The organism is Streptomyces mangrovi (assembly GCF_900114215.1).
Taxonomy (GTDB): Bacteria; Actinomycetota; Actinomycetes; order Streptomycetales; family Streptomycetaceae; genus Streptomyces; species Streptomyces barkulensis.
Map to the genome: position 1 here is coordinate 22,733 of NZ_FOSG01000007.1, position 25,993 is coordinate 48,725.

Sequence of the window (25,993 nt, forward strand, 5' to 3'; positions counted from 1 at the left end):
CCTTGTTCGTAAGGGAGGTACGGCGTTCGGACGAGCGCCGCGCTCACACTCTAGTGAATATGATTTTCATATTCTATACCTGGGAGAGGGTGATCTGGGTAACACACCGGCCATCCCCCCTCGGGATCCCGGCCGACCCGCCCGGCCACCTTCAGCACATCCGCCAGCAGCTCCGGCGTGACCACCTCCCGCGGCGGCCCGTCGGCCACCACACGGCCGTCCCGCAGCGCGACGATCCGCTCGGCGAACCGGGCCGCGTGGGCCAGGTCGTGCAGCACCATCACCACGGTGAGCCCGCGCTCCTCGCGCAGCCGGACCACCGTCCGCAGCACGTCGAGCTGGTGGTGCAGGTCCAGGTAGGTGGTCGGCTCGTCGAGCAGCAGGACGCGGGTGTCCTGGGCCAGTGCCATCGCCAGCCGCACCCGCTGCCGCTCGCCCCCCGACAGCGCGTCGACGTCGCGGTCGGCCCACCCCTCCACGCCGACGTCCCGCAGCGCCCGGCGTACGACGGGGTCGTCGCCCCCGCGCAGCATGCCCAGCGGGCCGCGGGCCGCGTACCGCCCCTGCCGCACCAGGTGGCCCACCGTCATCCCCGGCACGGCGGGCGCGGACTGGTGCAGCAGCGCCACCCTCCGGGCCGTGGCGCGCCGGGACAGCCGGGCCAGGTCGTCCCCGCCGAGCAGTACGCGCCCCTCGTCCGGCCGCAGCAGCCCGGCGGCCAGCCGCAGCAGGGTCGACTTGCCGCAGCCGTTGAGGCCGATGAGGGCGGTCAGCTCGCCCGGCCGGACGGTCATGTCGACGCCCCGCAGCACGGGCCGCTCCGGATATCCGAAGCGGACCCCCTCGATACGGATCCCCACGGATCCGGATTCGGTGTCGGCGCCGGTATCGGTGTCGGTGTCGGAGACGGATTTGGTGCCGGTCAACGGGCTTTCTCCTTCGGTTCTAGAACGTACGGTCCGGCGTGCGGCGCACGACGGCCAGCAGCAGCACGGCGCCCAGGCAGGCGGTGAGCGCCCCGACCGGCAGCGTGAGCCGTCCGGACTCCAGCACCGCCGCCAGCAGTCGCGAGGAGAGCTGCGCCGCCGCGTCCGCCCCGCACACCACGACCGCGCCCACCGCGGCGGCGCCGGGAAGGCTCACCCGCAGGTCCGCGCCGAAGAGGGCCACGGCCAGGTGCGGGACGAGCAGCCCCACGAAGCCCAGCGCCCCGACGGCGGCCACCGCGCCCGCGGTCAGCGCCACCGCGCACAGCAGGGCCAGGGTCCGGGCCCGCCGGGCGGACAGGCCCGCGGCCAGGGCGATGTCGTCCCCGCAGCGCAGCAGGGTCAGCGGGCCGGCCAGCAGCCAGGCCGCGCTCCCCCACAGCAGCGCCCACGGCCACAGCAGGTGCCAGTGCTGCCACACCCGGCCCTCCGTGGTGCCCACCAGCCACTGCACGACGCTGCCGAGCTCGCCCGGCTCCACGAGGAGCACCATGGCGGTGAGCCCGCCGAGCACCGCCGACACCAGCACCCCGTGGACGGCGGTCTGCGCGGGGTCGCCGCGGCCGCGGCCGGCCAGCAGCCACAGCAGCGCCGCTCCGCCGCACCCGCCCGCGCACGCGGCGAGGACGACCGCCAGTGGGGAGTCCCACCCGGCCAGCCCCAGGGCCGTCGCGGTGACGGCCCCGAGCACGGCTCCGGGCGTCACGCCCGTCACCTCGGGCCCGGCCAGGGGGTTGCGCAGCGCGGACTGCAGCACCAGCCCCGCCACGGCGAGGCCGGCGCCCGCGCCGAGGGCCACCAGCGTTCTGGGCAGGCGCAGTCGCATCAGGATGTGGCGTTCGGTCGCGTCACCACCGCCGGCCAGGACTTCCCAGACCGTGCCCGGGGACATGCCCCGCCCCGCCACCAGTTCCACCGCGGCGCACACCGCGGCCAGTGCCGCCAGCACCGCGAAACGCCGGCTCACCGCACCCCCTCCGTTCCGGTCCCGCCACGCCGGGAACGGCCGCCTCGGCCGCGGCCGGCCGACCGCGTCAGGAGGACCCCGGCCGGCACGCCCAGCAGCGCCGTCCAGGCGCCGACCGGCGTCTCCACGGGCGCCAGCGCCAGCCGGGCCGGGACGTCGGCGACGGTGACGACGACGGCGCCCCACGCGGCGGACCAGGGCAGCCAGCGCACCGCCCCGGCCGCGGGGGCGAACCGCCGGGCCAGGTGCGGGGCGAGGAAACCCACCCATGCCACGGGCCCGCACACGGCCGTCACGGGGGCGATCAGCACCACCGCGACGGCCAGCGCGGCCAGCCGTGCCCGCTGGGCGCGCACGCCCAGCGCCTCGGCGTCCTCGTCGCCCAGCCGCATCACCGAGAGCACCGGCGCGCACAGCACGAGAGCGGGCGCGACGACGAGCAGCCAGGGCCACAGGCCCGCGACGTCGTCCCAGGTGCGGGCGGACAGGGAGCCGAGCAGATAGCGGTAGATGAGCTGGAGGTCGAGCTGGTCGGCCATGACCATCAGGACCAGCAGCGCGGCCTGCAGCGCGGCGGCGACCGCCGCACCGGTCAGCAGCACGGCGGACGGGCTGCGGCCCAGCCCGGCGGCGAACAGCGTGAGCCCGCCGCCGAGCGCGGCGCCGCCGATGGCCAGCAGGGGCTGGACGGCCGCCGGCAGGGACACCGCCAGCACCAGGGGCGCGGCCACCCCCAGCGCGGCCCCGGAGGAGACGCCCAGCATCTCCGGTACCGCCAGGGGGTTGCGCAGCGCCTCCTGGAGCACGAGCCCCGCCGCCCCCAGGCAGGCGCCGGCGACGAGCGCCAGTACCAGGCGGGGCACACGCAGTTCGGTGACGACGATCCCGGCGAGTGTGGCGTCTCCCTCCAGTACCGTGCCGGCGAGCCGGTGCGGCGGGACGTGGGGGGTGCCGAGGCTCAGCGCGCAGACCGAGGAGACGGCCAGCAGCACGGCCACCAGGAGCGGCTGCCGCCACCGTGCCCGGCGCGGGGAGCGCCGGGCACGCGCCGCCGCGTCCTCCGCGCCGGTGCCCTGCGCCCCGGTTCCCGCTGCCGCGTTCTCCTTCGCCCCGGTGGGCGCGGGGACGGGCGCCCTCACCGCAGCGCGGCCGTGGCCTCGTCGAGGACGATGCCCAGCGAGCGGGTGCCCCGGCCCTTGGCCCACACCTCCGAGTCCACCTCGTGGACGTCACCGTCGCGCACCGCCGGGATCTTGCCCCACAGAGGGTTGTCCGCCAGCTTCTCCGAGAGCTTGCCGTCCGCGTCGCCGAAGCTCATCGTCTCGACGAAGAGCACGTCGACACCCTCGGCGAGGATCTCCTCGAGGCTGTAACTTCCCTCCACGCCACGGGACTTCCAGGGGTAGTCGGCGATCTTGGGGAAGAGGCTGGCGGCCACGTCGGTCTCCGGGGCGGCCACGCCGAAGTTCTCGTCGCTCCCGTAGATGACGAGCGCGGTCCTGCCGCTCGGGTTCTTCTCGGCCTCGGCGAGCTTGGTCCGGAAGGCCTTCTCCGCTTCCTCCCCCTCGCCGGTGCGGCCGGTGAGGGCGGCGACGTCGCGCAGATAGCCGACGCTGTCCTCCCAGGTCTCGGGCTGCATGGCCCAGAACGTGGTGGCGCCCTTCAGGGCGGGGGCGAGTTTGCCGTGGGTGTCCCCCAGCCCGATCACGAGGTCGGGCTTGTGGGAGAGGATCGCCTCGACCTCCGGGGCTATGAACCCTCCGGGGATGACGTCGACCTCCTTCGCCTTCTCCTCCCCCAGGAAGCCGGGGTGGGCCAGCAGCGCGCTGTTGGTGGCCGCCGGGACGATGCCCAGTTCGGTCAGGATGTCGTCGCAGAGGGCGAACAGGCAGACGATCCGCTCCGGTTCACCGTCCAGGGAGATCCGGGTGCCGTTGGTGTCGGTCAACTTGCTTGCGGCCTTGATGGGTTCGACGGTGACCTCCGTCCTCGCCCCGGATTCGGCCTCGCCGTCCGCGGGCTCGCCGGACGGTGAGCCGCAGCCGGCCAGAACAAAGCCCAGTACCGCTGCGGCGAGCCGGCCACGGACGGATCTCGACGGTGAACGCAGCATTGACGCCCTCGTTTCTTCTCGGGGAGAGCCGGAACACGCCGAAGATACATGATAATCGTTTTCACTACACCGGCTCACTGGAGGACCCCATGCCCGCCACCGACCCCACACTGCTCGTCTCCGACCACGTGGACGGCTCCCTGTACGCGCTGACCGTGCCGGACGGCACCGTCACGCACCGCCTGACCGGCCGGCACATCTCGGAGCACGCAGGCTTCCTGGCACTGCCGGGAGGCCGGGTGGCCTGCGTCGACGACCGCCGGGGGGAGTTGCTGGTGCTCGACCCCTTCGGCGGCGATCTCGTGGAACTCACGGTCCCGGTCGCCGTGCCGGCCGAGCACCTCGCCTGCGACCCGTCCGGCCGCCGACTGGCCGTCACCACCGGCCTGGGGAGGAACACCGAGCCGTGGTCGGACCTGCTGACGGTCGTCGACCTGGCCACCGGAGAGGCCTCCCGGGTGCGCACCCGGGCCGGTGAACCGGGGGTGACGGTGCCGGACGACGGCGATCCGCTGGTCGTACTGCGGCACCGGGAGCCGGGTGCGCTCGCCGTCCACCGGTTCGCCGACCTTCTCGCGGCGCCGCCCGGCTGCCCGCCGGCCACGCCCCGCACGCTCCTGCCGCTGCCGGACGACGGACACGGGGACGCGTACGCGCCCGGCCCGGGACGGGTGTTCGCGGCCACGGGCGAGGGGGTGCACCGGGCCCGGAGGACGGGTGGCGGACTCACGGCCGAGCCGGTGATTCCGTGGGGGGCGCCCGCCCGGGGCTGGTACCTGCGCCTCGACACCCGCCGACAGGCGCTGTGGAGCACGCTGCGCGGCGGCGCACCGGACCCGTCGGGGTGGCCGGAGTGGACCAACCAGGCGTGGCGCCACGATCTGGAGACGGGCCGCACCCGTCTCACCGATCTCGGCCCCGGCCTGGTCTTCCGCCTGGCCCTCTCCCGGCACCACGCGGCCTTCGCCCGCGTCCACCCCGACGGCGACGAGCTGGTCCTGCTGGACGCGGACGGCCCGGACGGCACCGTCCGCCGCCTCCCCCTGGCCGCCATGGACGGCGCCCCGCGCCGCGGCGGCACCCCCTGGGAGGGGGTCCAGCGCAGGGCGGTGGCCGCCTCGCCGGGCTCCGACTGGGTCGCCGTCAGCCGCGGCGGCCACGGCGAGGTGCACATCGTCGACGCGGAGACGGGCCGTGAGGCGGCCCGCCCGCGGCTGGACACACCGCTGCACCACGGCGGTCACATGGTGCTGCGCGCGCGGGGCGACGGTGCCGAGGGCGACCCCGTGGGCCGCTGACCCCGGGGGAGGGGGCGGGACCGCCGTCTCCGCTCCCGTCGCGGCCCGGCCGCCCGGCCGCCCGGCCGCCCGGGGCCCGCTCCCCCGCTCAGTCCTCGCCGAACACCGTCCGCAGCAGGAGCAGGGCGATGTCGTCGGTGCGCTGCCGGGTGGGGCGGACCCCCTGGATGACGGCGTCGACGAGGCGCTCCAGATCCCCGTCGGGGGCGTCGGCCAGATGGCGGGCGAGACCGGCGGTGGCCTCGTCGGGGTCGCCGCCCGGGGTCTCGACGAGACCGTCGGTGTAGAGGGCGAGGACCGCGCCGGCCGGCAGGGATGTGTCGAAGACCTGGTAGTCGGTGTCCGGTTCGACGCCCAGCAGCAGGCCGGGCGGGACGTCCAGGGGACGGGTGCGGCCGTCGGGCAGGCGCAGGAGCGGGGAGGGGTGACCGGCGCTGGCCATGCTCGCGCACCGCCGCGCCAGATCGAGGTGGACGTAGAGGCAGCTGGTGAACAGCCCGGGGTCGAGATCGGTCAGGAGCCGGTTGGTGCGCGCGAGCACCTGGTCCGGGGGGACTCCGGCGGTGGCGTGGGCGTGGATGGCGGTACGGACCTGGCCCATCAGGGCGGCGGCTGCGACGTTGTGTCCCTGGACATCGCCGATGACGGCGGCCGCGGTGCTGTCGCTGAGGCGGATGAGGTCGTAGAAGTCGCCGCCGATCTCCATGCCCCGGGTGGCCGGCAGGTAGCGGGCGGCCACCCGCAGCCCGGGGACGGCGGGCAGGGTGTGGGGCAGCAGCGCCTGCTGGAGACCGTGGGCGATCTGGTGCTTGGTGTCGTACAGTCGCGCCCGGTCCAGCGCCTGGGCGATGAGCCCGGCCAGGGAGGTGAGCACCGCGCGTTCCTCGGCGGTGAACGCGTGGGGCCGGCCGTAGGACAGGGTGCAGCAGCCCACGGGCCGCCCCGAGATGCTCAGCGGCAGATACGCCCACGCCTGCTTCCCCGTCGTCCGCGGCAGGCCGGGGTACTCGCGCTCCATCTCCTCCGGGGAGGAGTAGAACAGCGGCGCACCCTCGGCGAGTACCCGTCCGGCCGGGGTGAGGGCGGTGTCCAGCGACACGCCCTCGAGCCGCTCGATGGCCGCCGTGGCGTAGCCGCGGTGGCCGATGATGCGCAGCCGGCCGCTCTCCAGGACGGACAGGACCACCCCCTCGGCATCGAAGGCGGGCATGATCTGGTCGGCGATGAGGTCGACCACGTCCCGCACCCCCACGGTCTCGGTCAGGGCCGCGGCCAGGTGCATCAGCTGGTAGAGCTGTCCGGCTCTCGCCGGAGCGGCCCTCCCGGCCCGCTCGCCGTGGACCGGTGCGGGGTGGGAGCCGGTGCCCGCGGGTTCGATGCGTACGCTGATGCCGCTGGCGTCCGGGTAGAGCCGGAAGTCGAGCCACCGGCCGGGCGGGCGGCGGGCGGCGAAGGAGACGGGTTCGCGGCTGACGACAGCGGCACGGTAGCGGTCCTCGTAGACCGGGTCGTCCAGCCAGGGCAGCGTGTGCCACGGGCGGGTGCCCAGCAGCTCGGCGGCGCTGCGGCCCAGCAGTTCGGCGCCGCCGGAGCTGACGAAGGTCATGCGGCCCTCCAGATCCAGCGCGCAGCTGCCGCCGGGCAGGCGCTCGGCGAAGTCCTCGGCGGCCAGCGCCGACTGCGACCTGCCGGTGCGCACCGTGCGGGCGCTCAGCAGCCGGGGCCGGGCCGGGGCCTGGACCGGTCGGCCCGCGTCCTCCTCCTCTTCCAGCAGCCGTGCCAGCCTCCGGCAGCCGAAGACGATGTTGTCGCGCCGCCGCCCGGAGATCCTCGGTGAGTGGGTGCCGGGCCACAGCAGCAGCAGCGCTCCCCAGGAGCGGTCCGCGGCGACGGGGGCGGCGGCCAGGGCGAAGTGGTAGGGCGCCGTCAGCGCCGCGCGCGGATAGATCCGGGCCATGTCCTCCTGGCCGCCCACCCACACCAGGCGGTCCTCGCGCACCGCGTCGGCCGCCGGGACCGGTGCGGCCAGCCCGACGCTCTTCCACGGTTCGACGAAGCCGGGCGGCGCCCCGCACATCATCGCCAGGCGCAGCACGTCGCCGTCCGGGGTCAGCAGGTACAGGCCGCCGGCGGACGCGCCGGTGCCGCGCACCACTTCCAGGAACTCCGTCTCCAGCCGGTCCTGCGCGGCCGTCGTGTCATCGGCCCCGGCCACCGTGCGCTCCCCTCCGGCCCCGCTCGGGGGCCAGGCCGCCGGGCGGGGTCCCGGCCGCTCCGCCCGCGGCGCCGCACGGTGTGCGGCAACGGTGCGCCGCCCCCGTCCGTCCCGGTGGCGGCGCACCGCGACAGGCATGCCAGAGATGTTCCATACAAGAAGATTATGGCGCTTTCGGATCAGTGGCGCGCTGTCGCCCCATCCGAGGGGCCCGGGCGTACCGCGTACCGCGTGCGGTCAGGCGGTCTCGTCGACGGCGCGGGCCAGGGTGCGCAGGCCCTCCTCCAGCTCGTCCGGGGCCGCGGTGAGCGGCGGGAGCAGCTTGACGACCTCGTTCCCGGGGCCGGAGGTCTCCACCAGCAGCCCCAGCTCGAAGGCGCGGGCGCACACCCGGGCGGCGCGCCCGGCGTCGGCGAAGGTCAGCCCCCAGGCCAGGCCGCGGCCCCGGTATCCGGCCCCGCTCCGGCGGTGCTCGCGGGCGATCTCGTCCAGTGCGGCCTCGACCTGCTCGCCGCGGGCGAGCGTCTGCTTCTCCGTTCCGCTGTCGGCCCAGTAGGCGTCCAGAGCCGCGGTGGCGGTGACGAAGGCGGGGTTGTTGCCGCGGAAGGTGCCGTTGTGCTCGCCGGGCTCCCACACGTCCAGCCCGGGCCGGAACAGGGTCAGCGCCATCGGCAGGCCGTAGCCGCTGATGGACTTGGACAGCGTGATGACGTCGGGGACGATGCCCGCCTCCTCGAAGGAGAAGAAGCCGCCGGTGCGGCCGCAGCCCATCTGGATGTCGTCGACGATCAGCAGCATGTCCCAGCGGCGGCACAGACCGGCCAGGGCGCGCAGCCACTCGGCCCGGGCGACGTTGACGCCGCCCTCGCCCTGGACCGTCTCGACGATCACGGCGGCCGGCCGGCTCAGGCCCGAGCCGCGGTCCTCCAGCAGCCGCTCGAACCACAGGAAGTCCTCGACCCTGCCGTCCAGGTAGTTGTCGAACGGCATGGGCACGCCGTGGACCAGGGGGACGCCGGCGCCGGCGCGCTTGAAGGCGTTGCCGGTCACCGCCAGCGCTCCGAGCGACATGCCGTGGAAGGCGTTGGTGAAGGACACCACCGTCTCGCGCCGCTTGACCTTGCGGGCCAGCTTCAGGGCCGCCTCGACGGCGTTGGTGCCGGTCGGGCCGGGGAACATCACCTTGTGGTCCAGGCCGCGCGGCCGCAGGACCAGGTCACGGAAGGTCTCCAGGAAGGCGCGCTTGGCCGTGGTGGACATGTCCAGGCCGTGGGTGACGCCGTCGCGTTCCAGGTAGTCCAGCAGGGCGCGTTTGAGGACCGGAGGGTTGTGGCCGTAGTTGAGGGCGCCCGCCCCGGCGAAGAAGTCCAGGTACACATGGCCGTCCTCGTCCTGGAGACGGCAGCCGTGCGCGTACTCGAAGACCCTCGGCCAGCCCCGGCAGTAGCTGCGCACCTGGGACTCCAGGGTGTCGAAGACGGAGGTCTCGGCTTCGGTGATGGTCATGATGGTGTGCTCCTCGGTGGATGTGGTGCCGGGCGGCGTGCCGTCCGCACGCGGGCGGGCCGGGTGGCGGGTCAGGGCCGGGCGGCACGGGGCAGCGGCCCGATGCGGTACAGCACCTCGGGGCCGTGACCGTCCGGGAAGAGTTCCGGGCCGAACAGCGCCTCGCGCTCCAGCGCCGCGCCGTGCCGCCGGGCGAAGAGCGCGAACAGCCGGTCGGAGGCGGTGTTCCCCGGCGCGACGGTGGCCTCCAGGCGCCGGATCCCGCGCGGGGCCGACCGGGCGGCCAGGTGGTCCAGCATGGCGCCGGCCAGGCCGCGCCCGCGGTGCTCCTCGTCCACCGCGACCTGCCAGACGACCAGCGTGCCGGGCCGGTCCGGACGCAGGTAGCCGGTGACGAAGCCGACGGGCGCGCCGCACTCGCCGCGCGCCACCGCGGAGGTCCGGGCGAAGTCCCGGAACCACAGCAGGTAGCTGTAGGAGGAGTTGAGATCGAGCACGCGGGAGTCGCGGGCGATGCGCCACACGGCGGCACCGTCCTCGACACCGGGCGTCTCGATCAGGGGTTCCGTCTGCGTCGCCATGGCTTCACCTCCACCGCGGCCGGTGTCCGATGCCCCGGCGGCCTTCGCCGGACGGAGTCGGCCACCGGGAGCCCGGTACTGCCGGGCGCGGATTTCGCGGAGCAATCACCTGCGTTGTCGGACGGTCCTTCCGGTGCGCGGGTCAACTGGCGGGCCGTCGGCTCCGTTCGGCAGGTTTCCCGCGCTTTACGGCACCCATCGAAAGTTACTCCGGTGACTTCCGGGCGGCTACCGAAGAATTTCCCGCCTTTTCCCGTACTGAGCCGGATGCGGTGGGAAAACAGCGGAAAGGCTTGTCCGGCTGGCCCCGAAGCCCAGCCCAAAGGTCACCCGAACGGCGGAACACACAGCACTGCGGCGCGGGCCTTCCCGCCCCGGGGCGCCCACCGGAGGCGGCGCCCGCTTTCGCGCTGTGAAAGTTTCCGCCGGGCGCGGCCCGTCGGCGCAGTTCGCGCCCGGCGGCAGAGGTCGAGACCACAGAGAGTGCCTGGAGCGTCTTTACAGAGCGACCGCCCACATGCGTCACTTATGACGCGTGCACGTCAATAGAGTCGCGCCGGCACGGCCGGGCCGGCGCGCTCGTCCGCACCGACGGCATCACCCAGCACCTCCTCCCCTCCCCCCACTCCCGCCTTCACCGAGCGCCAGGAGGAAGCCATGCGCCCGCACAGACCCCTCTCCCCCCACCGCCGGCTGAGAACCACCGTGGTCGGCGTACTCACCGCCGTACTCGCCCTGCTGACGGCCACGGCGGGTACGGCCGCGGCGGCGCCTCCGCCCGCCAAGGAGCGCCTCAAGCCGGGCACGGCGTTCATGGGCGCCGGCCACCGGCTCCACGAGGGCGGCGACGCGCGGCAGGACCCGCCGCTGGGGGCCGCGTCCCACACCAGCGGCGTGCAGGGAATCGACGTCTCGCACTGGCAGGGCGCCATCAACTGGACCTCGGTGCGCAACTCTGGCATCCAGTTCGCCTGGATCAAGGCGACCGAGGGCACCAGCTACAAGGACTCGCGGTTCAACACCAACTACGTGGCGGCGTACAACGCCGGCGTGATCCGCGGCGCCTACCACTTCGCGCGCCCCGACGTCTCCGGCGGCTCGACCCAGGCGGCCTACTTCGCCTCCAACGGCGGCGCGTGGTCGCGGGACAACAGGACCCTGCCGGGCGTCCTGGACATCGAGCACAACCCCTACGGGTCGATGTGCTACGGCCTGTCCACCACTCAGATGCGCTCCTGGATCAACGACTTCTACAACACCTACAAGGCGCGCACCTCGCGCGACGTGGTGATCTACACGACCGCGGGCTGGTGGAACACCTGCACCGGCAACTGGACGGGCATGTACAACAAGAGCCCGCTGTGGGTGGCGCACTGGACCTCCAGCGAGACCCCGACCATCCCCGGCGGCTTCCCCACCTGGACGGTGTGGCAGTACACCAGCACCGGCTCGGTCGGCGGCGTCTCCGGGAACGTCGACCGCAACAAGTTCAACGGCTCCAGGGACCGGCTCCTCGCCCTGGCCAACAACACCCCGTAGCCCCGCGGAGCGGCCGCCCGGACCCGGCCGGCCCCACCGCGCGGTGGGGCCGGCGCCGGGCACCTCCCGCCACGCCCCGCCCCCGCACAGCCCGTCACCCGCGCACAGCCCGTCACCCGCGACCCGCGCGCTCCGCGCGGCTCTTTCGAGGAGCGACCGTGAACGGTGAGAAACCACTGCGCCGCCGTCTGCTGATCACCGGTACCGCCGGGCTCGTCGCCGCCGGCGCGCTGACGGGCACCGCCCGGGCCTCCGGCACGATCGAACCCGACATCGACAGCACCTCGGAGTGGAACGCGCGGCCGCCCCGGGGGAACGTCACCGTTCTCGGGTACCGGCCGGACCGGATCATCGTCCACCACACGGTGAGCGCGAACACCTCCGACCTCTCCCGCGACCGGGCCCACGCGCACGCCCACTGGGTCCAGGACCTGCACATGGACGACAACGGCTGGATCGACACCGGCTACCACTTCGCCGTCAGCCGGGGAGGCTGGATCACCGAGGGCCGGCACGGCAGCCTGCGGACCCTCACCGGCGGCACCTCCTTCGTGCTCGGCGCGCACACCTCCGGGCAGAACGACCGTGCCGTCGGCATCGCCTGCGAGGGCGCCTACCACGCGGGCGCGGTGCCGCCGCAGGCCCAGTGGGAGGTGCTGGTGATCCTGTGCGCGTACGTGTGCGAGCGGTACGGCATCGCGCCCGCGCGGATGTACGGCCACAAGGACTACAACACGGGCACGCTGTGCCCCGGGGTGCTCCACGACATGCTGCCGCGGCTGCGCGACGAGGTGGCGGCGCGGCTGGGCTGAGGGCGGCCGGACCGAACGCGGCGCGGGGCCCGGACCGCCCCCTGTGCGGCTGTGCGGCCCCGGGCCCCGCGTCGCTCTACCGTGCCCGCCGTGCGCGGCTCACCTCACCGTGCAGACGGTGCCGTTGAGGGTGAACCGGGCCGGCTCGCCGGGCGTGCCCCCCGAGTGGGTCCCCTGGAAGCCGAACGACTGGGTGCCGCCCGGTTCGATGTTCCTGTTGTGCTCGACCGGACGGGCCGTCACCGTGCCTCCGCTGGAGGAGAGCGTGGCGTTCCAGGCGCTGGTGACCGACTGGCCGGCGGGCAGGGCGAAGCTCATCTCCCAGCCGCTGATCGCGGTGGAGCCGGTGTTCCTGACGCCGACGTCGGCGGTGAAGCCGTTCGACCAGGAGTTGGTGGTGTAGGTGACCTCGCAGGCGCCCGGCTCACCACCCGGCTCGCCGTCGTCACCGCCGCCGTCGTCACCGCCGCCGCTGCCGGTGTTGACGGCCGCGGAGAAGGAGTCGACCGCGAGACCGGCGCCGTTCTGCCACGGCTCGAAGCCGGCCTGGACGCTCGTCAGGTACCACGAGCGCTGGGCCATGCCGCGGGCGACCGTCTCGTCGACGAAGTCCATGACGTCGAAGCTCATGCTCCGGACCGCCGAGGGGGCGATGAAGGAGATGACGTCGTTGGAGCCGTTACTGCCGGTCCACACCTCCCAGCTGCGGCCGCCGACGTTCGCCGTGCCGACACGGGAGCCGATGGGCTGGATCGGGCCCACGCGGTTGAGCCAGATCATGATCTCGGTCCGGTTGACCCCGTCCTTCTTCGGCGTCGGGTCGAGCCAGATGTCGTACGAGGCGTTGTAGACCGCGTTGTCGACGTAGGTGTAGGAGATGCTGCTGGGCGCGCTGCCGATCGAGCTGACCTGCATCGGCAGGTTGGTGCCCGGGGAGCAGTTGGTGTAGTGGCAGCCGTAGAAGACCGAGGGGTAGGACTTGGGCGCCCCGTCGGTCGGGACGGAGCCGTCGGCCTGGGCGAGCCGGAACCCGGTGCCCGTCACGTCGATGCACTGGGTGGCGCTGGTGCCCCAGCGGTTGTTCTGCACCACGTACTTGCCCTGGATGGTGGTGCTCCCGTACCGGTCGCAGATCCGCTCGTCGGCGCGGGCGGTCTGCGCCGTGGCGGTCAGGGCCGTCAGGGCCCCCGCGAGCAGCAGGAGCGCCAGTAGTGCGGCGCGTATCCGGGGCAGCGAACGGAGGGGCGTGCGTAAGGGGGTGCGCAGGGGGGAAGCCATGCTGTCCTTTCGGCAGGAGCGGGGCAGGGAGCACCTGGGAGCGCTCCCATCACTGCGCGGCGGACTCTATGACCACCCAAGGGACATGACAAGACGGACGGCACCCTCGACTTCCCTCCCCACCCCCGGATCTGCGCATCTCGCCGCCTGTCGTGAGCAACCGGGCATTCGCTCCCCTTCGAGCCCCACCGGGGCCCGGCTCACAACTCGCGGACGACGCGGGCCGGGTTGCCCACCGCGACGACGTTCGCGGGCAGATCCCGGGTGACGACGGCCCCGGCTCCGACCACGGTGTTCTCGCCGACGGTCACGCCGGGGCAGACGATGACACCGCCCCCGAGCCACACGTTGTCGCCGACGGTGACCGGCTCGGCCGCCTCCCATTTGGCGCGGCGCCGCTCGGGGTCGAGCGGATGGGTCGGGGTGAGCAGCTGGACGTTCGGGCCGATCTGGACGTCGGCGCCGACCGAGACGGGGGCGACGTCGAGCACGACCGCTCCGAAGTTGACGAACGTGCCGGGCCCGATGGTGGTCCGGTAGCCGTAGTCGACGTACAGCGGCGGACGGACCTCCGCCCCCTCCCCCAGGCCGCCCAGCAGCTCGGCGAGCACCGCCCGGCGCGCGGCGGGGTCGGCGGCCGGCGAGGTGTTGAACCGCTCGCACAGTTCGGCCGCGCGCCGCAGATCGGCGGCCAGTTCGGGATCATCGGCGAGGTAGGGCTCCCCGGCGAGCATGCGCTCCTTGTGGCTGGTCACGGCACCCCTCCGCTCGGCGTCACCACTCCGCCGCGCCGCGGCCGGGCAGGCCGCGGCGCGTGCGGCACACCGCCAGACTGCCCCGGAATCCCACCGGCGTCACCCGCGCGCCCGAACCGGTGAGCGGCGCTCCGGTTCCGGCCCCGGCCGACACACGGCCGCCCCACGTCCCACCCGGCTCACCCGGACGTGCGCACGGGCCGTGATTTGGGACAACGATGGTGGCGCGACGGCTCCAGGTGTGTGACCGTGGGGGAAGCCGCCCCACCGTCTGGCCGGGGAGGCTCCTTTTGCCCGCGCCGGCCGGGCACCGCCGAACCGCCCGATCCGGAAGACACCTCGGCCGGCACGAGCCGATCCGCCCCGGAAGGGGGTCGAATGGCCATGCGCACCCTGTCCGTCGCCGTCACCCGCCAACACGACACCGTCGTCCTGCATCCCCGGGGTGATGTCGACCATGACAGCGCGCCGGCCCTGACGGGTGTCCTGGAGGAGATCGACCAGCCGTGGCGGAGCCTGGCCGTCGACCTGTCGAGCGTCCCTTTCATGGATTCCGCCGGTCTGCACGCCCTGCTCTCCCTGGAGCGCCGCTGCCGGGACCGCGGGGTTCCCCTGACCCTGACCGGCGTCGGCGAACAGCCCGGCAGGCTGCTGGAACTGGTGGGGCTGGCCGGGTTCTTCACCGTCGCCCGCTGACCGCTCCCCCCTCTTCGGGCTCCGCCCGGGCCCGCCCGCGGCAATGGGTGCGGCGGGTCGGGGTGACACCGGCGTATGGTGTGGGCAACAGCGGGAAGACGCACCATGGATACCGCTGTGTTGACTGGGGGACCGGCGATGGAACTGCTGAGCGAAGGTTTGGGGGCTCCCCATTTGCGCGCCGACTTCGACGGCCACTCCGGCACCATCGCCCGGGCCCGCGACGCCGCCGACGCCTTCCTGACGAAACTGGCGGGCACCGAGCCGCCCGCCGGGGACCGCTCGCACGACGACGCACTGCTGGTCGTCTCCGAACTGGTCACCAACGCCGTACGCCACGCACCCGGTCCGCTCACCCTGTGCCTGGCGTTCACCGAGGGACGTGTACAGATCACCGTCCGCGACGGCGACCCGGCCCCGCCCAGACCCCGCCAGGCCGATCTGAACAGCGGCGGGGGCGGCTTCGGCTGGTCCATCGTCGAGCGGATCGCCGACCGGCTCAGCGTCCACCCGCTGCCGGACGGCAAGGAGATCCACGCCTTCCTCCCGTGGTGAAACCGGCCCCGGGGCGTCCGGGCCGGCTGGATTCCCGGCCATGGACTCCGCCCGCCCGCTCACCCGGACACAGCGCGAACTCCAGGCCTTCCGGGCCTGCCTCGACGGGGACCTGAGCGCCCCGGTGGAGCACTGAGGCGGCTGGACGCTGCGCGATCCGGCCGAGCACCTGGGCACGGGCAACCTCACGACCGCCGAGGGCGTGGCGGAGGTGTTCGACACCATGGCTCCGCGCCGGTTGACACGGGGGCGCGCGGTCATGCCCGGGCAAGCCGTACGCCTGGTCTCCACCGACACCGGCGCGTCATGGGTGCACGGCCCCGGCGCCCCGGTCGCCACGGTCTCCGCCACCGCCGCGGACCTGCTGCTCATGCTGCGGGGGCGCGCCCCGGGGGACGACGGACGGCTCGTGCGGGAGGGCGACCGCGCGGCCGGCCTACGGGTCCTGGAGGGTCCGCTGGTCCCCTGACCGGACCTGCGCACACGGGCCCGCGCACGGGGGCGGCCGCCGGCCCCGGTGGTGACGGCCCGGCCACTCCGCCGGATTCCCCAAATCCCCGCTCCCCACCGTTTCCCTGCCGCGCCTCACGCGCGCATCATGGACATATGGCGTGAAACGGAGGTTCAGCCATGCTGGAAGTCAAGACCACCGAGAAGCCGGACGAACGGCGCGACTTCCCCCGTGGCCACCTCGAAGCCCTCCACCTCACCGGGCTGGACTTCGCCGTGGCCACGTTCGAGCCCGGCTGGCGCTGGTCGGAGTCGGTGGGCCCGATCGCCGGAACGGACAGCTGCCGGATCCACCACAACGGCTACGTGGTGCGCGGGCGGATGCGGCTGCGCATGGACGACGGCCAGGAGGCCGAGGTCGGGCCGGGCGACGTGTTCGTCTGCCCGCCGGGGCACGACGCCTGGGCCGTCGGCGACGAGGCGGTCGTGGCGTACGACTTCGCCGGCGCCATGGCGGAGGAGTACGCCAAGGCCCGCGAGTGACCGTCACAGGAGGAGCCCCATGACGTTCGTACAGCTCATCGAGTACGAGACGACGCACGACAAGGAGATGATGGATCTCTGGAACCAGTGGATGCGGATGACGGAGGGCAAGCGGACCCTCTCCCGTGAGCTCCACGGACAGGACCGCGAGAACTCCACCCACTACGTGGACATCGTCGAGTTCCCCTCGTACGAGCAGGCGATGAGGAACAGCGAGATGCCCGAGACGCAGCGCGTCTCCGAGCAGATCCGGGGACTGTGCAGCAAGGAGCCCCGCTTCGTGAACCTGGAGGTGGTCGAAGAGATGTCCTGAGGTCCCGACCGCACCGCCGGCGGGCCCCAGGCCCGCCGGTTCTCCATGTCCGCCTCCCCTCCAAGCCCTGTCGGCGCACCGGAGACCATTCCTTCCGACACCATGCGGACAAACGGAACTTAATACCCGAACAGTCCATATACCATCCCTTCTTTCCCGGAGAAGATCACGGGTGCCCAGCCATCCGCGACCCCGAGGGAAAGACAGACCGTGGACAGAAGACGTTTCATCCGGGCGAGTTCGCTGACCGGGGGCGCGCTGCTCCTGCCCGGGCCAGGTACGGCGCCACCCGCCGCCGCCCGGGAGGCGGTCGCGCTGCCGCCCCTCGACGACCCGCTCTACCGCGAGCCGGTCGCCGACCCCGCCGCCATCCCCCGGTTCACCGATCCGCTACCCCGCCCGTCACGGGTCGACGCGCTGGGCGGGGGCGACCAGACCTTCGTGATGGGCCCGGCGCGCCAGGATCTCCTCGGCGGCGGGCTGGGCCTGACCACACCGGTGTGGGGGTTCGAAGTGCGCGGGCGCCACGGCGGCGGCCTCGCGTCCGCGGGGCCGGCGCAGGTGTCCAGTCCCGGTCCGACCCTCGTGGCCCACCGGGACCGGCCCGTACGGGTGCACTGGGTCAACGACCTGCCCCACCGGCACCTGCTGCCGGTGGACACCACCGTCCACTGGGCCTTCGCCGGCACCGGCCACACCATCGAGCGCGACGGCGTGCCGGCCGTGGTGCACCTGCACGGCGGGCACACCGATCCGGACAGCGACGGCCACCCCGACGCCTGGTACACCCCCGGCGGCGCCGTCGGACCGCGCTTCGACGGCACACGGTTCCACTACGACAACAGCCAGGAGGCCGCCACCCTCTGGTACCACGACCACACCCTCGGCATCACCCGGCTCAACGTCTACGCCGGGCTGGCCGGCTTCTACCTCCTGCGCGACTCGCACGAGCTCTCGCTCATCGAGGACCACCGGCTGCCCTGCGGGCCGTACGAGCTGGAACTGGTGGTCCAGGACCGCATGTTCCACCCGGACGGGCGGCTGGCCTACCCGGACGTCCCCGCCGACTCGCCCGACTGGCCGGGCGGGCCCTCCGTGCGGCCCGAGTTCTTCGGGCAGGTCATCCTGGTCAACGGCAAGGCGTGGCCGTATCTGGACGTGGAGCCGCGCCAGTACCGGCTACGGCTGCTCAACGGGTCGAACTCGCGCTTCTACCGGCTGTCGGCCGGCGGAGAGTGGCCGTTCCCCGTCACCCTGATCGGGACCGAGCTGGGCTTCCTCCACCGGCCGCTGCCGCTGGACGGGCCGCTGGTGGTCGCCCCCGGCGAGCGGGTGGACCTGGTCGTCGACTTCCGGGGGCTGGAGGGCGAGGTCCACACCCTGACCAACGACGCGCCCACACCCTTCCCCTACGGCGACCCCGTGGCCCCGCCCGCCGACCAGGTGATGCGGTTCCGGGTGAACCGGCCCCGCGACGAGCGGGCCCCCGAGCCCCGGCTGCCGCGGACGCTGCGCCGCGCCCCCTTCCGGATCTCCAGGCCCCCGGCCCGGACCCGCCGGCTGCTGCTGTCCGAGGGCACCGACGAGTTCGGCAGGCTGAAGCCGCTGCTGGGCACCGTGGAGCAGGGGCCGCTGGAGTGGTCCGAACCGGTCACCGAGGATCCCGGGCTGCGCACCGCGGAGATCTGGGAGGTCTTCAACGCCACGCCCGACACCCACCCCATCCATCTGCATCTGGTGCGGTTCCAGGTGCTGGACCGGGCGCCGTTCAGCGCCGACCGGGATCCGGAGACCGGGGCGCTGTCGAACATCGAGATCGGGCTGCCGCAGCGGCCGGACGCCACCGAGCTGGGGCCGAAGGATAGCGTGTCGGCTCCGCCCGGCCAGGTCACCCGGATCAAGGCGTTCTTCGACAGGCTCGGCCTGTACGTCTGGCACTGCCACATCCTCGAGCACGAGGACCACGAGATGATGCGGAACTACCGGGTCCGCTGAACCGCGAAGCGGTGCGGGAGGGCCCTCCGGGTTCCGGAGGGCCCTCCCGCACCGTGCCCACGCCGGCGCTGACGCGGTCCGGTCAGGCGGCGGACGGCGCGGCGGCGGCCGAGACCCTGCCGAGGACCTCGACGAGCTGCCCGGTGATCTCGGCGTCGTCGGCCGGGTGGGCCTCGGCGAAGCGCACGACCGAGTTGGGGATGGAGAGCTTCACGTCCTCCAGCACGGTGGCGCCCGCGATCCCCGCGGCCTTGCGGGTCTCGTCCTGCGCCCACACACCGCCGTACTGCCCGAAGGCGGTGCCGACGACGGCCACCGGCTTGCCGGACAGGGCGCCGGCGCCGTAGGGACGGGAGAGCCAGTCGATCGCGTTCTTCAGCACGGCCGGGATGGTGCCGTTGTACTCGGGCGAGAACAGCAGGAAGGCGTCGGCTCCGCCGGCCACCTCGCGCAGCCGCGCGGCCTCGGCGGGCACGGAGCCCTCGGCGTCGACGTCCTCGTTGTAGAAGGGCAGGTCGCCCAGGCCCTCGTGGACGACGATCTCGACGCCCTCGGGGGCGTGCTTCACGGCGGCCTCGGCGAGCTGGCGGTTGTGCGAGCCGGAGCGGAGGCTGCCGACGAGGGCGAGGATGCGGACGGACATGGCGTCTCCTGTGGGGATCGGGGAGGGTCGGAGCGGTAAACGGACCGTGGTCCGCATACTTTCTAGCACGCTAACCGGACCGTGGTCCATTTTCTTCCCCCGGGGAGTACGCTGAGTTCCGTGACTGCGATCGCGCCGCCCGACGACGAACAGGGCCACCCCGGGCAGACAGCCGGGCGGACGGCCGGGCAGCCGCTGCTGCCGCTGGCCGGCCAGACGCCCCCCATGCGCGCGGACGCGGCCCGCAACCGGACGCGTCTGCTGGAGGCCGCCGCCCGGCTGGTGGCCGAGCGCGGCCCCGAGCACCTGACCATGGAGGCCGTCGCGGCGGCCGCCTCCGTCGGCAAGGGGACCGTCTTCCGGCGCTTCGGCGACCGGGGCGGCCTGCTCATGGCCCTCCTGGACCACTCCGAGCGTCTCTATCAGGAGTCCTTCCTCACCGGCCCCCCGCCGCTGGGGCCCGGGGCGCCCCCCGTGCGGCGGCTGGAGGAGTTCGGCCTCGCCACGCTCAGGCACCTGGCCGCCCACCGGGCCCTGCTGCTGGCCGCCGAGCCGGAGGCCTGCAGACGCTTCGAGCCCCCGCCCCGCCGCCTGGTCCTCACCCACCTCGCCGCGCTGCTGCGCGAGGCCGGCGCCGGCGACGCCGAACTGCTGGCCCACACCCTGGCGAGCCACCTGGACGTCGCACTGCTGCACCACCTCACCCAGCGGCGCGGCATGCCGCTGGAGCGTCTGGAGGCCGGCTGGCTCGATCTGGTCGCCCGTATCACCCGCGCCTGACCCGCCGGGCCGGGCCGGCCTGCCGCACCGCCCCGGCCCGCCCCGGCCCGCAGCGCCCGGCTCACGCCGGCCGCGGGCTCAGTGACCCCGGTCGATCCACTCCTGGAGGTGGGGAGCCTCGGCGCCGATGGTGGTGGACTCGCCGTGTCCGGTGCGCACCACCGTCTCCGGCGGCAGGGTGAGCAGCCTGTCGCGGATGGAGTCGATGATGGTCGGGAAGTGCGAGAAGGACCGCCCGGTGGCCCCGGGGCCGCCGGCGAAGAGGGTGTCGCCGGTGAAGACCGTACCCAGCGCCGGGGCGTACAGGCAGACCGCGCCGGGCGCGTGGCCGGGGGTGTGCAGCACCGTCAGCCCGGTCCCGGCGACGGTGAGCCTCTGGCCGTCGGCCAGTTCCCCGTCCGGCGCCCGGCCGGGGTGGGTCAGGTCCCACAGCGGCCGGTCGTCGGGGTGGAGCAGGACGGGCGCGCCGGTGGCCTCGGCCAGGGCCGGAGCGGCGCCGATGTGGTCGTCGTGGGCGTGGGTGCACACGACGGCGGTCAGCCGCCGCCCGTCCAGCGCGCGGGCGATGGCTTCGGCATCGTGGGCGGCGTCGACGACCAGTGCCTCGTCCTCGTCGCCGACGATCCAGACGTTGTTGTCCACCTCCCAGGTGCCGCCGTCCAGGGAGAAGGTGCCGGAGGTGGTCAGATGGTCGACGCGTACGGTGCTCACAGGACCACCACCGAGCGCAGCACGTCGCCGGCCTGCATACGGTCGAACGACTCCTCCACACCGTCCAGCTCGATGGTCTCGCTGACGAACGCGTCCAGGTCCAGCCGGCCCTGGAGGTAGAGGTCGATGAGCATGGGGAAGTCGCGGGAGGGCAGGCAGTCGCCGTACCAGGAGGACTTCAGCGCCCCGCCGCGGCCGAAGACGTCCAGCAGCGGCAGCTCCAGCCTCATCTCGGGGGTGGGCACCCCCACCAGCACCACCGTCCCGGCCAGATCCCGGGCGTAGAAGGCCTGCCGGTAGGTCTCGGGGACGCCGACGGCGTCGATGACCACGTCCGCGCCGAATCCTCCGGTCAGCTCCCGCACCGCCTCCACCGGGTCGCTCTCGCGGGAGTCGACGGTGTGGGTGGCGCCCAGCTTCCGGGCGGTGGCCAGCTTGCGGTCGTCGATGTCGACGGCGATGACCCGCGAGGCTCCGGCCAGGTTCGCGCCCATCACCGCCGCTCCGCCCACCCCGCCGCAGCCGATGACGGCCACACTGTCGCCGCGCTGGACGTTCCCGGTGTTCAGCGCGGCGCCGAGGCCGGCCATCACACCGCAGCCCAGCAGACCGGCGACGGCCGCCGACGCGGCCGGGTCGACCTTGGTGCACTGCCCGGCGTGGACCAGGGTCTTGTCCGCGAACGCCCCGATGCCCAGGGCGGCGGTCAGCTCGGTGCCGTCCTCCAGCGTCATCCGCTGCGCGGCGTTGTGGGTGGCGAAGCAGTACCAGGGCCGTCCGCGGCGGCAGGCACGGCACTGCCCGCACACCGCCCGCCAGTTCAGGACCACGAAGTCGCCGGGTTCCACCTCGGTCACGCCCTCGCCGACCGACTCCACCACGCCCGCGGCCTCGTGCCCCAGCATGAACGGGAAGTCGTCGGAGATGCCGCCCTGGCGGTAGTGCAGGTCGGTGTGGCACACCCCGCACGCCTGCACCTTCACCACCGCCTCGCCGGGGCCGGGGTCGGGCACCACGACCGTCTCGACGGTGACCGGCTCGTTCTTCCGCCGGGCGATGACCGCCCGCACCTTCTGTGACACGTCTTCGCAGCCTCTCCTGTGCTCAGGGGTCCTGGGGCCCGCCTCGGCGGCGGGCCCCAGTCCACCGCTACCCCGAACCTCCCCCGCCGACCCGCCGCCCCGCCGCACGTCCCGCGACGGATCCGCAGGCGGGCCACGAGGGCGGAAGCCGCTCCCTGCGGCCGGCCCCCGGTGCTGTAGGGTTGCCGCTCCGCGACACAGTGCGACGCGAGGGGGTGAGACCGGTCGACGCCAGGTCAGGCAGGGCTCTCTCGTCCCGCGGTCCCGCGAAGGCGCCGGTTCCCCGGCACGGGTGACCGTGAGAGCGCCCTTCGGCATCCCGAAAGGCCCTCGTGTCTCATCCCTCCTCCTTCTCCGCTTCTTCCGTTCCTTCAGGTCCTTGGGACCTTTCCGCTCCTTCCGCTCTGCCCGCCGTCGCCGCCCGGCTGCGGGCCGCGGGCTGCGTCTTCGCCGAGGACGAGGCGCGGCTGATGCTGTCCGCCGCCCGTACCCCCGATGAGCTCGCCGCCATGGTGGAGCGCCGGGCGGGCGGACTTCCGCTCGAACACGTCCTGGGCTGGGCGGAGTTCCGCGGTCTGCGCATCGCCGTGGAGCCCGGGGTCTTCGTGCCCCGCCGCCGTACCGAGTTCCTCGCCCGGCGGGCCGCGGCGCTCGCCGGGCGTCGGCGCGGCGCCGTCGTACTCGACCTGTGCTGCGGTTCGGGCGCGGTGGGCGCCGCGGTGGCGGCGGCCGTGGAGGGGGTGGAACTCCACGCCGCCGACGTCGACCCGGCCGCGGTGCGCTGCGCGCGCCGCAACCTCGCCGCCGCCGGGGGCCGGGTGTACGAGGGCGATCTGTACGCCCCACTGCCCGCGGCGCTGCGCGGCCGCGTCGACGTGCTGGTCGCCAACGCGCCCTATGTGCCAACCGATGAGATGGGGCTGCTGCCCGCGGAGGCCCGCGAGCACGAGCCGCCGGTGGCGCTCGACGGCGGGCCGGACGGGCTGGGCGTCCAGCGGCGGGTGATCGAGGAGGCGCCGCGGTGGCTGGCGCCGGACGGGCAGCTGCTGGTGGAGACGGGCGGGCACCAGGCGCCGCGGACGGCGCGGGCCGTCGCCCGGGCCGGTCTGGTGCCTCAGACGGTCGTCTGCGAGGAGCTGTACGCCACCGTCGTCGTCGGCTCCCCGGCAGGCGGCGGTGGGGCCGACGGCGGGGCGCGGCAGAGCTGACGGCGGAACCGACGGCGGAGGGCCGGGGCGCCCCGGTGCGGGGCGCCCCGGCCCTCCGGTCGGGTGGCGTGCGGCCGAAGGTGCGTCAGGTCACTTGACCGTGCACGCCTTCCCGTTCAGGGAGACGGCGTCCGGGTCGGCCGCCTGGCCGCCGGATGTTCCGTTGAAGCCGAAGCTCACGGAGCCGTTCGCCGGGATGGTGCTGTTCCACTGCGCCGGCTTGGCGACGACGTCCCGCCCGGTCTGGACGACCTGGGCGTTCCACGCCTGGGTGATCCGCTGGTCGTCGGCGAAGGACCAGGTCAGCTCCCAGCCGCTGAGCGTGTCGGTGCCGGTGTTCTTCACCGTCACATTGGTGCTGAAGCCGCCGTTCCACCGGTTGGAGGAGTAGGTCACCTCACAGGAGGGCGTCTCGTCCGGGTCCTCGCCCGGGTCCTCGCCGCCGTCGCCGCCCTGGCCGAGGTCGTCGAGGTAGGAGGCCACCCAGGCCAGCGGGGCGTTCCAGTTGATGGTGATCTCGTTGGTGGCCCAGGACTCGATGTGGTCGATGTAGCACATCGCCGGGGCGCAGCCCTGGAGCTTGTCCTGGGCGATCGGGTCCTGGATCTCGACGTTCGGGCCGCCCGCGACGGAGCCGGGCGCCGGGTTGGGCAGGTCCGGGTCGAGCTGGTTCGCCCAGAACCGGTGGTGCTGGTTGCGCGAGTCGCGCTCGCCGTAGCCGGTGACGTAGGACTGGTTGAGCGGGTTGCGGCCCAGCAGGTAGTCCATGCCGCGCAGCACCGCGTCGCGGTAGGCGCTCTCGCCGGTCAGGTCGTGCGCGGTGGCCAGGACCACCATGTTGTTGAGGACCTGGCTGTTGGAGCCCCACACGTAGTGGTTGTCCTGCGGGGCGTAGGGCACGCCGTAGGCGGCGCCGCGGGAGTCGGCGGCGTAGCCGTCGGCGGCCTCGGTGACCATGGCGCGTACGCCCTGGAGCTGGGCGTCGGTCATCTCGTTGGGCACGGTGGCCAGGCTGAGCGCGCCCAGGCCGGCGGTGGCCCCCCAGGACATGCCGCCGCGCGGGAAGACGGCGTCGGTGTCACCGTGCAGCGGGGAGTCCATGACCTCCTGACGGTAGGTCTCGTTGCCGGTGGTGACGAAGAGTTCGGCCGCGGCCCAGTAGAACTCGTCGGACACGTCGTTGTCGCTGTAGGCGCCGCCGCCGGTGCCGTCGTTCGGGTCGGCGAGCATGTCCGGGTGCGCCTTGGCGGCGGCCCAGGCGGTCTCGGCGGCGTCCAGGCACCGCGCGGCGAAGTCCGCGTCGTACTGCTCGAACAGGCGGGCGCACTGGGCTGCGGTGGCGGCCACGTTGAGGGTGGCGGCGGTGGACGGCGCGTGCAGCTCGCGCGGCTGCGGGTCCTGGTGCGGCAGCAGCGGCAGTCCGGTCCACTCCCGGTCGTGGATCTTGTGGTGCGCCATGCCGGCGAGCTCCTCGCCGGCGGGCACCATCATCCGCATCAGGAAGTCCATCTGCCAGCGGGCCTCGTCCAGCACGTCCGGGACGCCGTTGCCGCGCTCGGGGACGCGGAGCTTCCCGTCGCCGAGCGCGGCGCCGTCGGCGCCCTCGGCGGTGAGGGTGCGCTCGTAGTTGGACATCACCTGGGCGACGGAGATACCGCCGTTGACGACGTACTTGCCGTGGTCACCGGCGTCGTACCAGCCGCCGGAGACGTCCAGGGTGTAGTCGCACAGGCCCTCCTGGCACGGGACCTCGGTGTCGCCCTGGTTGGGTGCGGCGCCGACGTGTCCGGCGGGACGGGCGTACTCCTCGCCCACCAGGTCGGCGTCGATCTCGATGCCGCTGCGGTTGTGGTAGAAGTACGCCAGCGCGTCCGAGCGCAGCTGCGAGTACAGGTCGTCGCCGATGTCGAAGGGCTCGCTGGTCTCGCCGTCGACGGTGACGGTGTAGCCCTCGCCCGCCTCGGTGAAGTCGCCGAAGTCGAAGGTGTGGACGTTCTGGCGCGAGGTGGGGTCGGTTCCGGCGGGAGTGGTGGTGCCGGATGCCTTCTCGGTACCGTCGGCGTCCTTGAGCGTCCAGGTCAGGGCCGAGGTCTCGTCGGTGACGAAGGTGCCGTTCTTGGGCCCCTCGGTGAGGTAGCCGACCTGGTTGACGCGTACCGGCGAGCCGGTGTCGGGCTCGTAGACGGGCGGCTCGGCGCCGCCGGTGAGCGAGACGTCGTCCACGCAGAAGGTGTACGCCTGCTCGCTGCCGCCGATCTGGAAGGCGAGCTGGGCGGCCTCGTGGTCGGCGCCCGCGGTGAAGACGTGGGTGAAGGTCTTCGCCTCCGCGCCGACCTGGTCGGCCGAGGCGTGCTCGGTGGTCCAGGGCTCGGCGGCCATCTGGACGTTGGTGCGGACGGTGATCGGCTCGGTGGCGCTGGCGGTGAAGCTCAGCTCGTAGCCCTCGCCCGCGGCGAGCGGGAGGTCGTTCTGCCCGACGATGGCGTCCCAGGGGTTCTCCGTGCCGGCGGGCACCTCGGCGCACAGCCGGCCGTCGACGACCTCGCCGGGGCTGTTCTCCGTCCACCACCAGCCGGTGGTGCCGTTGGAGAAGTCGCCGTTGGTGATCAGTTCGGGCCCGTCCGCGGCCTCGGCCGCGAGGGCGGGGGCGGTCAGGGCGCCGGCCAGCAGTCCGGCGGCGGCCACGGCGCCCAGCACGCGGCGCCTGCCGCGGCGCGGGCGGCCCGTCGCCCGGGGCTGAGGGGGCGGATGAGGTGTCACAGTTCGGTCCTTCCGGCGTGGGGAAAACGGACGGGGCGACGCGACGGCATGACGAGCTGCGCCCCACAACATCTGGGAGCGCTCCCATAGATCGTGGGGTGCATGACAGAAAGCGTCAAGACATCGGACGCCACCAACGGATTCCCGCAACCGGGCGGACCGCCGGCCGCGGCGGCGCGTCCCCGGGCCCGCGGCGGCGCGCGTCCC

24 protein-coding genes are annotated in these 25,993 nt (G+C 73.7%); 11 read left to right on the top strand and 13 right to left on the bottom strand.

Features of this window, described 5'->3' with window-relative positions:
* Window positions 1–50 precede the first annotated feature (50 nt).
* The 4 genes from BM237_RS11740 to BM237_RS11755 form a co-directional block, all read right to left on the bottom strand.
* Window positions 51–860, bottom strand: a complete 810-nt coding sequence (locus BM237_RS11740; RefSeq protein ID WP_093849725.1) for an ABC transporter ATP-binding protein — start codon at window positions 858–860, stop codon at window positions 51–53.
* Window positions 861–945: 85 nt separating this feature from the next.
* Window positions 946–1,953, bottom strand: a complete 1,008-nt coding sequence (locus BM237_RS11745) for a FecCD family ABC transporter permease (protein ID WP_093849544.1) — start codon at window positions 1,951–1,953, stop codon at window positions 946–948.
* Window positions 1,950–2,939 (bottom strand): FecCD family ABC transporter permease, encoded by a 990-nt coding sequence (locus BM237_RS11750; protein ID WP_175540989.1) that lies wholly within the window; start codon window positions 2,937–2,939, stop codon window positions 1,950–1,952. The genes BM237_RS11745 and BM237_RS11750 overlap by 4 nt, the downstream gene beginning before the upstream one ends.
* A 149-nt stretch (window positions 2,940–3,088) precedes the next feature.
* Window positions 3,089–4,066 (bottom strand): ABC transporter substrate-binding protein, encoded by a 978-nt coding sequence (locus BM237_RS11755; RefSeq protein ID WP_093849545.1) that lies wholly within the window; start codon window positions 4,064–4,066, stop codon window positions 3,089–3,091.
* Between the two features lie 89 nt (window positions 4,067–4,155).
* On the opposite strand from BM237_RS11755, the gene BM237_RS11760 reads away from it, so the two are divergent.
* Entirely contained in the window at window positions 4,156–5,364 is a 1,209-nt protein-coding gene (locus BM237_RS11760; RefSeq protein WP_093849546.1) for a YncE family protein, read from the top strand.
* Window positions 5,365–5,452: 88 nt separating this feature from the next.
* Here the strand turns inward: BM237_RS11760 and BM237_RS11765 are convergent, their stop codons facing one another.
* The 3 genes from BM237_RS11765 to ectA form a co-directional block, all read right to left on the bottom strand.
* On the bottom strand, window positions 5,453–7,579 hold the full coding sequence (locus tag BM237_RS11765; protein ID WP_245793565.1) for a SpoIIE family protein phosphatase: 2,127 nt from the start codon (window positions 7,577–7,579) through the stop codon (window positions 5,453–5,455).
* 237 nt (window positions 7,580–7,816) lie between these two features.
* On the bottom strand, window positions 7,817–9,085 hold the full coding sequence (gene ectB, locus BM237_RS11770) for a diaminobutyrate--2-oxoglutarate transaminase (protein ID WP_093849548.1): 1,269 nt from the start codon (window positions 9,083–9,085) through the stop codon (window positions 7,817–7,819).
* Between the two features lie 71 nt (window positions 9,086–9,156).
* Complete coding sequence (ectA, locus tag BM237_RS11775) at window positions 9,157–9,666, bottom strand: diaminobutyrate acetyltransferase (protein ID WP_093849549.1); 510 nt, start codon at window positions 9,664–9,666, stop codon at window positions 9,157–9,159.
* Between the two features lie 657 nt (window positions 9,667–10,323).
* Between ectA and BM237_RS11780 the strand changes: the two genes are divergently transcribed.
* Both BM237_RS11780 and BM237_RS11785 read left to right on the top strand, forming a co-directional pair.
* Window positions 10,324–11,205 (top strand): lysozyme, encoded by an 882-nt coding sequence (locus BM237_RS11780; RefSeq protein WP_093849550.1) that lies wholly within the window; start codon window positions 10,324–10,326, stop codon window positions 11,203–11,205.
* Between the two features lie 158 nt (window positions 11,206–11,363).
* Window positions 11,364–12,017 (top strand): peptidoglycan recognition protein family protein, encoded by a 654-nt coding sequence (locus tag BM237_RS11785; RefSeq protein ID WP_093849551.1) that lies wholly within the window; start codon window positions 11,364–11,366, stop codon window positions 12,015–12,017.
* 99 nt (window positions 12,018–12,116) lie between these two features.
* On the opposite strand, the gene BM237_RS11790 is transcribed toward BM237_RS11785, so the two are convergent.
* Together BM237_RS11790 and BM237_RS11795 are read right to left on the bottom strand one after the other, a co-directional pair.
* Window positions 12,117–13,295, bottom strand: coding sequence for a glycoside hydrolase family 12 protein (locus BM237_RS11790; protein WP_093849552.1), 1,179 nt, complete (start codon window positions 13,293–13,295; stop codon window positions 12,117–12,119).
* A 200-nt stretch (window positions 13,296–13,495) separates the two neighbouring features.
* On the bottom strand, window positions 13,496–14,029 hold the full coding sequence (locus tag BM237_RS11795; protein ID WP_093849727.1) for a sugar O-acetyltransferase: 534 nt from the start codon (window positions 14,027–14,029) through the stop codon (window positions 13,496–13,498).
* A gap of 399 nt (window positions 14,030–14,428) precedes the next feature.
* Here BM237_RS11795 and BM237_RS11800 point away from each other — a divergent pair, with 399 nt between their 5' ends.
* The 6 genes from BM237_RS11800 (at window position 14,429) to BM237_RS11825 (ending at window position 18,602) form a co-directional block, all read left to right on the top strand.
* Window positions 14,429–14,746 (top strand): STAS domain-containing protein, encoded by a 318-nt coding sequence (locus BM237_RS11800; RefSeq protein WP_245793566.1) that lies wholly within the window; start codon window positions 14,429–14,431, stop codon window positions 14,744–14,746.
* 138 nt (window positions 14,747–14,884) lie between these two features.
* Complete coding sequence (locus tag BM237_RS11805) at window positions 14,885–15,301, top strand: ATP-binding protein (protein ID WP_093849553.1); 417 nt, start codon at window positions 14,885–14,887, stop codon at window positions 15,299–15,301.
* Window positions 15,302–15,503: 202 nt separating this feature from the next.
* A complete protein-coding gene (locus tag BM237_RS29875) occupies window positions 15,504–15,770 on the top strand; it encodes a hypothetical protein (protein ID WP_281253916.1) in 267 nt (88 codons plus the stop codon).
* Window positions 15,771–15,931: 161 nt separating this feature from the next.
* Window positions 15,932–16,294 carry a cupin domain-containing protein gene (locus tag BM237_RS11815; RefSeq protein WP_093849554.1) on the top strand — a complete coding sequence of 121 codons (363 nt, stop codon included), beginning with the start codon at window positions 15,932–15,934 and terminating at the stop codon, window positions 16,292–16,294.
* A 19-nt stretch (window positions 16,295–16,313) separates the two neighbouring features.
* Window positions 16,314–16,607, top strand: a complete 294-nt coding sequence (locus BM237_RS11820; protein ID WP_093849555.1) for a hypothetical protein — start codon at window positions 16,314–16,316, stop codon at window positions 16,605–16,607.
* Window positions 16,608–16,817: 210 nt separating this feature from the next.
* On the top strand, window positions 16,818–18,602 hold the full coding sequence (locus tag BM237_RS11825) for a multicopper oxidase family protein (protein WP_093849556.1): 1,785 nt from the start codon (window positions 16,818–16,820) through the stop codon (window positions 18,600–18,602).
* Between the two features lie 82 nt (window positions 18,603–18,684).
* Here BM237_RS11825 and BM237_RS11830 read toward each other — a convergent pair whose 3' ends face one another.
* The gene (locus BM237_RS11830) at window positions 18,685–19,245 is read right to left on the bottom strand and encodes an NAD(P)H-dependent oxidoreductase (RefSeq protein WP_093849557.1); all 561 of its coding nucleotides are present in this window, start codon (window positions 19,243–19,245) and stop codon (window positions 18,685–18,687) included.
* A 225-nt stretch (window positions 19,246–19,470) separates the two neighbouring features.
* On the opposite strand from BM237_RS11830, the gene BM237_RS11835 reads away from it, so the two are divergent.
* Window positions 19,471–20,025 carry a TetR family transcriptional regulator gene (locus BM237_RS11835; RefSeq protein ID WP_093849729.1) on the top strand — a complete coding sequence of 185 codons (555 nt, stop codon included), beginning with the start codon at window positions 19,471–19,473 and terminating at the stop codon, window positions 20,023–20,025.
* Window positions 20,026–20,103: 78 nt separating this feature from the next.
* Here the strand turns inward: BM237_RS11835 and BM237_RS11840 are convergent, their stop codons facing one another.
* Window positions 20,104–20,736, bottom strand: coding sequence for an MBL fold metallo-hydrolase (locus tag BM237_RS11840; protein ID WP_093849558.1), 633 nt, complete (start codon window positions 20,734–20,736; stop codon window positions 20,104–20,106).
* Entirely contained in the window at window positions 20,733–21,818 is a 1,086-nt protein-coding gene (locus tag BM237_RS11845; protein ID WP_093849559.1) for an S-(hydroxymethyl)mycothiol dehydrogenase, read from the bottom strand. The genes BM237_RS11840 and BM237_RS11845 overlap by 4 nt, the downstream gene beginning before the upstream one ends.
* A gap of 332 nt (window positions 21,819–22,150) precedes the next feature.
* Here BM237_RS11845 and BM237_RS11850 point away from each other — a divergent pair, with 332 nt between their 5' ends.
* Complete coding sequence (locus BM237_RS11850; protein ID WP_093849560.1) at window positions 22,151–23,026, top strand: putative protein N(5)-glutamine methyltransferase; 876 nt, start codon at window positions 22,151–22,153, stop codon at window positions 23,024–23,026.
* A 90-nt stretch (window positions 23,027–23,116) separates the two neighbouring features.
* Here the strand turns inward: BM237_RS11850 and BM237_RS11855 are convergent, their stop codons facing one another.
* Window positions 23,117–25,786: a glycoside hydrolase family 9 protein gene (locus BM237_RS11855; protein WP_425443682.1), complete on the bottom strand. Its 2,670-nt coding sequence runs from the start codon at window positions 25,784–25,786 to the stop codon at window positions 23,117–23,119.
* Window positions 25,787–25,993 lie beyond the last annotated feature (207 nt).

Coding starts and splice junctions, on each gene's coding strand:
- BM237_RS11755 (WP_093849545.1), bottom strand. CDS start 4,066: ATGCTGCGTTCACCGTCGAGATCCGTCCGTGGCCGGCTCGCCGCAGCG.
- BM237_RS11760 (WP_093849546.1), top strand. CDS start 4,156: ATGCCCGCCACCGACCCCACACTGCTCGTCTCCGACCACGTGGACGGC.
- ectB (WP_093849548.1), bottom strand. CDS start 9,085: ATGACCATCACCGAAGCCGAGACCTCCGTCTTCGACACCCTGGAGTCC.
- ectA (WP_093849549.1), bottom strand. CDS start 9,666: ATGGCGACGCAGACGGAACCCCTGATCGAGACGCCCGGTGTCGAGGAC.
- BM237_RS11780 (WP_093849550.1), top strand. CDS start 10,324: ATGCGCCCGCACAGACCCCTCTCCCCCCACCGCCGGCTGAGAACCACC.
- BM237_RS11790 (WP_093849552.1), bottom strand. CDS start 13,295: ATGGCTTCCCCCCTGCGCACCCCCTTACGCACGCCCCTCCGTTCGCTG.
- BM237_RS11795 (WP_093849727.1), bottom strand. CDS start 14,029: ATGCTCGCCGGGGAGCCCTACCTCGCCGATGATCCCGAACTGGCCGCC.
- BM237_RS11800 (WP_245793566.1), top strand. CDS start 14,429: ATGGCCATGCGCACCCTGTCCGTCGCCGTCACCCGCCAACACGACACC.
- BM237_RS11805 (WP_093849553.1), top strand. CDS start 14,885: ATGGAACTGCTGAGCGAAGGTTTGGGGGCTCCCCATTTGCGCGCCGAC.
- BM237_RS11815 (WP_093849554.1), top strand. CDS start 15,932: ATGCTGGAAGTCAAGACCACCGAGAAGCCGGACGAACGGCGCGACTTC.
- BM237_RS11820 (WP_093849555.1), top strand. CDS start 16,314: ATGACGTTCGTACAGCTCATCGAGTACGAGACGACGCACGACAAGGAG.
- BM237_RS11830 (WP_093849557.1), bottom strand. CDS start 19,245: ATGTCCGTCCGCATCCTCGCCCTCGTCGGCAGCCTCCGCTCCGGCTCG.
- BM237_RS11835 (WP_093849729.1), top strand. CDS start 19,471: ATGCGCGCGGACGCGGCCCGCAACCGGACGCGTCTGCTGGAGGCCGCC.